Source organism: Streptomyces sp. NPDC015032, from assembly GCF_043080425.1.
Lineage (GTDB): Bacteria > Actinomycetota > Actinomycetes > Streptomycetales > Streptomycetaceae > Streptomyces.
This window is the reverse complement of the sequence record NZ_JBIBVN010000049.1, coordinates 41,316-47,614: the sequence shown is the minus strand read 5'-3', so window position 1 is coordinate 47,614 and position 6,299 is coordinate 41,316. Positions and strand designations below refer to the sequence as shown.

5 protein-coding genes are annotated in these 6,299 nt (G+C 70.5%); 3 read left to right on the top strand and 2 right to left on the bottom strand.

Annotation, left to right across the window (positions count from 1 at the left end; genetic code table 11):
• Positions 1-393 precede the first annotated feature (393 nt).
• The 3 genes from ACF08M_RS37050 (at position 394) to ACF08M_RS37040 (ending at position 4,256) form a co-directional block, all read left to right on the top strand.
• Positions 394-1,323: a methyltransferase gene (locus tag ACF08M_RS37050; protein ID WP_392189697.1), complete on the top strand. Its 930-nt coding sequence runs from the start codon at positions 394-396 to the stop codon at positions 1,321-1,323.
• A gap of 949 nt (positions 1,324-2,272) precedes the next feature.
• Positions 2,273-3,349, top strand: coding sequence for a CaiB/BaiF CoA transferase family protein (locus ACF08M_RS37045; protein ID WP_392189698.1), 1,077 nt, complete (start codon positions 2,273-2,275; stop codon positions 3,347-3,349).
• 346 nt (positions 3,350-3,695) lie between these two features.
• Positions 3,696-4,256 carry a hypothetical protein gene (locus tag ACF08M_RS37040; protein WP_392189696.1) on the top strand — a complete coding sequence of 187 codons (561 nt, stop codon included), beginning with the start codon at positions 3,696-3,698 and terminating at the stop codon, positions 4,254-4,256.
• A gap of 517 nt (positions 4,257-4,773) precedes the next feature.
• On the opposite strand, the gene ACF08M_RS37035 is transcribed toward ACF08M_RS37040, so the two are convergent.
• Positions 4,774-5,289 carry an RICIN domain-containing protein gene (locus tag ACF08M_RS37035; RefSeq protein WP_392189695.1) on the bottom strand — a complete coding sequence of 172 codons (516 nt, stop codon included), beginning with the start codon at positions 5,287-5,289 and terminating at the stop codon, positions 4,774-4,776.
• 87 nt (positions 5,290-5,376) lie between these two features.
• Positions 5,377-6,213 (bottom strand): aldo/keto reductase, encoded by an 837-nt coding sequence (locus tag ACF08M_RS37030; protein WP_392189694.1) that lies wholly within the window; start codon positions 6,211-6,213, stop codon positions 5,377-5,379.
• Positions 6,214-6,299 lie beyond the last annotated feature (86 nt).

Here is a 6,299-nt window from a genome sequence, read left to right as displayed (position 1 = left end):
GCGCATTTTCCCCCTCCGGGCACTGACACGGCCAACACGACCTGGCATCACGCCATCCGATGGCTCACCCAACACCTCAACCCACCCCGCCGAAAACGCTCACACCCCCGAGTCATCAAACGCAAGGTCCTGAAATGGGCCGCGAAACGCTCCCACCACACACACTGGCCCCAACCCAAACACAGCCCCCACATCACCCCCCACTAACTGAACGGTATTGCGCTTAGCCTCGATCCACCGGTGTGATGGCCGGGAGATGTGCTGCGGGAGCGTATGAGATGTGCCGCCTTCAAGCGTGTCCGGGACATCAGCCCCCCAGGAGTACCGGAGCGGCGGCTTGCCGAACCGGCAACAAAGCTTGCCGAAAGACTGAAGTGCGGTGAGGGTGTCCCCATGAGCCAGGAAACCGACCACAGCCACGAGCACCGGACCACTCACAGCCATCGGCACAACGACACCCACGCCCATCATCACGACACCGCGGACCTCGACTGGGAGGTCATGGGCCCACGGCTGGAGCAGGAGGCCGAGCTCAGCCTCCCCCAGTACGAGGAGGCCGCCCGTTGGATCGCCGGTCTGCCCACGGCCCCGCAGGTACGCAGGGTGCTCGACATCGGCAGCGGGCCCGGCGTGATCTCCTGTCTGCTCGCCGAGGTCTTCCCCGAGGCCGAAGTGGTCGCCGTCGACGGCACCCCGGCCCTGCTGGAACGCACCCGGGCCCGGGCGCAGCGGCTCGGCCTCGGCGACCGCGTACGGACACGGCGGGCCGAGATCCCCGACGGCCTCGACGAGCTGGGGGAGGCGGATCTGATCTGGGCGGGCAACGCCCTGCACCACATGGGTGACCAGCGTGCCGTCCTTGCCGGGTTCGCCGCCCTGCTGCGCCCCGGTGGGACCGTCGCCCTGGTCGAGGGCGGTCTGCCGTCCCGCCGGCTCCCGCGCGACATCGGCATGGGACGGCCCGGGCTGGAGGCCAGGCTCGACGCGATCAACGCGGACTGGTTCGAGGACATGCGGGCGTCGCTGCCCGGCGCCAAGCGGGAGACCGAGGACTGGGGCGCCCTGTTCACCGCGGTGGGGCTCGCCCCGCAGAAATCCCGCAGCTTCCTGCTCGACCTCCCGGCACCGCTCTCCGAGCCGGGGCGCGACCACGTCATCGCCGAGTTCATCCGTCGGCGCGAGATGTTCGAGGAGACCCTCACGGCCGAGGACGTCGCCGTACTGGACCGGCTCATCGATCCCGAGGACCCGGCCGGGCTGCGCCTGCGCCCCGATGTCTTCCTGCTCCAGGCGCGTACGGTGCACCTGGGCCGACGGAGCTGACCGGTGCCGGCCTGCCGGGTTCCCGGTGTACGGGGCGCCCGACGGGCCGGTGCGCGGGTCCGTCGGCGGTGGGCAACGGACCAGGGGGAACGCAGTGGTACCGCACCTGGGCGGCCGGCCCGCGGCCGCCGCTCATGCCGACCGCCCGCCGGGGCCGCAGCCGCGCAGCACGAGCACGCCGATTCCGCCCCGCCCGGGAGCACACGCGGGACCAGGGCACGGATGTGGACGGATTGGAGTGCTTCCCCGTAGCCGAGTGGTACATCTCGTCCACTGTGACGACGGGTGCCGTGTACCCAAGATGTGGCTTCGTGATCCGGGGCGTCACCGGCCCGGCGCGCGACATGTCGCCTCGCGCGAGGACGCGTATCGAGAGGGAGACCCATGCAGCACACCCCCGTCGCCGCCCGCGCGGTGGATCCCGCGGCCGCACGGCCCGGGCGCGTACCGGCCCTGAAGGGTTGCCCGCCGTACTCGGACGCGCCGCGGGCCGCGGGCACCCGTCCGTGCCCCGCCGGTGTCGAAATGCCCACGGGGTACGGAGCGTTGTGGCGCGAGGCGCAGTGCGGACCCGTCGTCGCGGTACGCCGCGCCGGGGACGACGGTGCGGCGCCCGACCCGGCCGGCCGGAGCGAGCCGGTGCTCGGGGCCGCCCTTCCCGCGGATGGTCTACGGGCCGTCGGGGCCGCCTTGCGACGCCTCGACGTCTGCCTTCCGCACCTCAACTCCGGGACGGGCACGGCCGGTCCGCAGGGGCCCTTCGGCGGCGGGCGACGGTGCGGCGGCTTCGGCCCGTGTGAACGGGGCCGCGCCGCACGGGACTTGCCCTCCGCCACGGCCACAGTGTGTGCGCGCCGTTCGCGGGCGGAGAGCCGATGAGCGCCGCCGCCCCCGGTCCCCTGTCGGGTGTGGTCGTCGCGGGCGTGTGCTGGCCGCCCCGTATGCCACGATGCTCCTCGCGGACCTGGGTGCCGACGTCATCAAGGTGGAACGTCCGGGCTCCGGTGACGACACCCGGGCCTGGGGTCCGCCGCACGCCCATGACGAATCCACCTACTTCCTCTCCGTGAACCGCAACAAACGGTCTCTCACCCTCGATCTCGGCACGGCGGAAGGACGCCGGTACGCCCGCGAACTGGTGCACCGCGCCGATGTGCTCTTCGAGAACTTCCGCCCCGGCACGATGGACAAGTACGGGCTCTCCTACAAGGAGGCCCACGCGCTCAACCCCGGCATCGTCTACTGCTCGGTCACCGGATTCGGGGCCGGTGAAGGAGCCGCGCTGCCCGGTTACGACCTGCTCCTGCAGGCGGTCGGCGGGCTGATGAGCGTCACCGGGGCGGCGCCGGGGCAGCCGGTCAAGGCGGGCGTGGCACTCGTCGACGTGCTCACCGGTCTGCACGCCGCCGTGGGCGTCCTCGCGGCGCTGCGGCATCGCGACGAGACCGGCGAGGGCCAGCACGTCGAGGTCAGCCTGCTGTCCTCGCTGCTGTCGAGCATGGTGAACCAGGCGGGCGGTTACACCCTGGCCGGCCGGGTGCCGGGCATCCTCGGCAACCGTCACCCGTCCATCGCCCCGTACGAGGTGTACCGGGCTGCGGACCGGCCGCTCGTCGTTGCTGTCGGCAACGACCGGCAGTTCCTCGCCCTGTGCCGGGGCCTGGGTGCCGAGCCGCTCGCCGCCGATCCCAGGTTCGCCTCGAACGCGGGCCGGGTTGCCCATGTCGACGCGCTGGCCGAGGAGATCTCCGCTCGGCTCGTGCTGCGGACCGCCGCCGAGTGGTTCGACCTGCTCACCCCGCTCGGGGTGCCCTGCGGTCCGGTCAACGACCTCGAGGGCGCCTTCGGCCTCGCCGAACGCCTGGGCCTGTCCCCGCAGGTCACACCGGCCGACGCGGACCCCGACGACCCCATGCGTCTGGTGGCCAACCCCATCGGGCTGTCCCGCACCCCGCCGCGATACGAGCGGCGGCCGCCGCGCCTCGGCCAGCACACCGAGGACCTCAGACGCTGGCTGGACAGCTGACGGGCCGGCAGGCCCCGCTTCGTACGCCGCACAGGCCGTGGACGACCGGGGTCCACGGCCTGCGGCTGTTGGCCGGACTGTGTCAATAGGAGACACGCAGTCGCCGGGGTGAGCAGGCATCAGAAAGTCCCCTGAACAGGCTAGCGACCCATCAATTCGCCTATTTTGCAAGGTAATTGGCTGTTGATCTAATTATATGGAAATAGCATATGGCGTACTTTATGTACCCCGATCGGCGTCCCGGTGCCGACCTTCAACGTGTCCGATATGACAGGTATGACCGCCGTCAGTACGTTCATCCACGGGTCGACTGCTCAGCCGACCTCTCTGAGACAGGAGGAGTGACATGGTTCCCCGTTCCACCATCGTTACCGCTGCCGTCGCGGCCGCCGCGGCCCTCGCCGCCACCGGCATCACCTACGCCTCGGCCGCCACCTCCGAGGCGGTTCAGGCAGCCCCGGTCGTTCAGCAGGCCACTCCCGTTTCGGCGCTCGACGGTGGCGACACCGGCAAGGGCAACGAGGGCAAGGGCAATGAGGGCAAGGGCTACGAGCAGGGCTACGAGCAGGGCTACGAAAAGGGCTTCGAGAGGGAGCGCGGGCACCGCGAGGAGGGCCGCATCCACATCAACGAGCGGACGTACTCCGCCGAGCCGGGCGGCTGCATGGTCGTGGTCAGCGGCCTGGGCGCCAAGAGCCTCAACATCCGCAATGAAAGCCGCCGGACCGTCGAAGTCTTCCGCGGCGCCACCTGCGACAACGGCGCGCCCATCGCCACCGTCGGCCCGCACAGCTCCAGCGACGGTGTCTTCCCCGGCCACGTCAAGGGCGGCGTGTTCGTCAAGAACGGAGTGGTGGGCAGCTTCCGGGTGATCAAGCACCACTTCGAAGACTACGAGGGCCGGTGACCGAGTCACCGGCCTGACGTAGAACCCCGGCCCGCCGGAATCGGGCCGGGGTTCCAGCCGGGCATCCGACCGGGGCGACCCGGTCGGATGCCCACACCTGAACGACAACAGACAAACCCGTACAGCTGCCACGCCATACTAGAGCCGGACGGCGAGGCGCTGCCAGCCGATCGGAACGGCCGCGTCGCATGTGGCTTCCGGGGCCGGCTCCGGTTCGCGTTCTCGGCCCACGGTCGTGGGCGGGGCCCGGTGTCCGGGGTGGCGGAGCGCGGCACCGGCGCGGCAGACGCCGCCCACGTCGCGGCCGCCCCGAAGCCGGCCGGCCCTGCGGACGGCCCGCCGATGCGCAGTCCGGCGAGCGAAGACTCCTGCGGTGTCCGGGCGTGCCCGACGCCGGACCTTCACCCAGGAGGGTGAACGCCCGAGCGGCACGGCTCCGGAAGGGTCGGACGGTGTTCCGGTACGCGGGCACCCGCGGTGGCCCTCGGGCATCCGTGACGCTGCGGCACCGGCACCGTCATCCACTGCCCCCGGAACGGCCCGTACCGGCCTGTATCCCGGGAGTGTCGGGTACCGGCTCCAACTGCCACCACTGGCCGGGGGAGTCGGTGTCCTCCCATTGCTGGACGCGGGCACCGGCCGTCGTGCTGCCTTCGGCGACCTCGAGGACGAGCCCGCTGATGAAGCTGACCAGCGTCACCACCCCGGGTGTCTCCAGGTGCCGCTCGATCAGCCATTCCTGGGCGCCGTAGTTGTTGGCCCGCCACTGCTGGATCGCGGCGCCGTTCTCGGTGGAGGCGTTGGCGACGTCCAGACGCTTGCCGCTGTGGACGTTGACCAGGTGGTACAGCGCCGCGCCCTCGTGCACGGGTGAGAGCTGCCAGTGCTGGGCCGCCGAACCTGTCTCCTCGCCCTGCTGCGCCGGGGCGCCGCCGCCCCTGGCGGAGCCGTACACCTCCAGCAGCAGACCGCTGCCCACGTTGCGCAGCCGATATCGGCCCGCCGCGACCACGGGCGCGGTGTCCCCGCTCATGTTGCCGTTCCTTCCTGCGGAGCGGACCGCCTCCCGGCTGCCCGGCCGGGAGGCGGTCCGTGTGTGTCAACGGTGCAGTGGCACGGCTCAGCCGCCGACGTTGAACTCACCGGGATTCGGGCCGAGGCGCTTGCCCTCGTCCAGCGCGGCGAATGCGGCCAGGTCGTCGGCGTCCAGCTCGAAGCCGAACACATCGAGGTTCTCCACGATCCGGGACGGCGTCACCGACTTCGGGATCACCACGTTGCCGGTCTGGATGTGCCAGCGGAGCACCACCTGGGCCGGTGTGCGGTCGTGCTTCCGGGCGATCGCGACGACGGTCGGCACCTCCAGGAGCCCCTTGCCCTGACCCAGCGGAGACCATGCCTCGGTCGCGATGCCGTGCTTGGCGTGGAAGGCGCGCGACTCGGCCTGCTGGAGCTGCGGGTGGAGCTCGATCTGGTTGATCACCGGGACCACGGAGGTCTCGTCGAGCAGTCGCTCCAGGTGCTCGGGGAGGAAGTTCGAGACGCCGATGGCCCTCGCGCGGCCGTCGGAGCAGATCTTCTCGAAGGCCTTGTACGTGTCGACGTACGCGTCCTTGGCCGGTACGGGCCAGTGGATCAGGTACAGATCGACATAGTCCAGACCCAGCTTGTCGAGCGAGGTGTCGAAGGCGCGCAGGGTGGAGTCGTAGCCCTGATCGGCGTTCCACAGCTTTGTCGTGACGAAGAGCTCTTCGCGAGCGACACCGGAGGCCGCTATGGCCCGGCCGGTGCCTTCTTCGTTCTCGTAGATCGCGGCGGTGTCGATGCTCCGGTACCCGGACTCGATGGCTGTCGCGACCGCCCGCGCGGCCTCGTCGTCGGGCACCTGCCAGACACCGAAACCGAGCTGTGGCATCTCGACGCCGTTGTTGAGGGTGATGGAGGGGGCCTTGCTCACGAGCAGTCGATCCTTACATCGTCGATTGGCATTCTCATCGTCAACGATCAGCGACTGCGATGCATTCCCCGGCGAGCCGGCTTCCG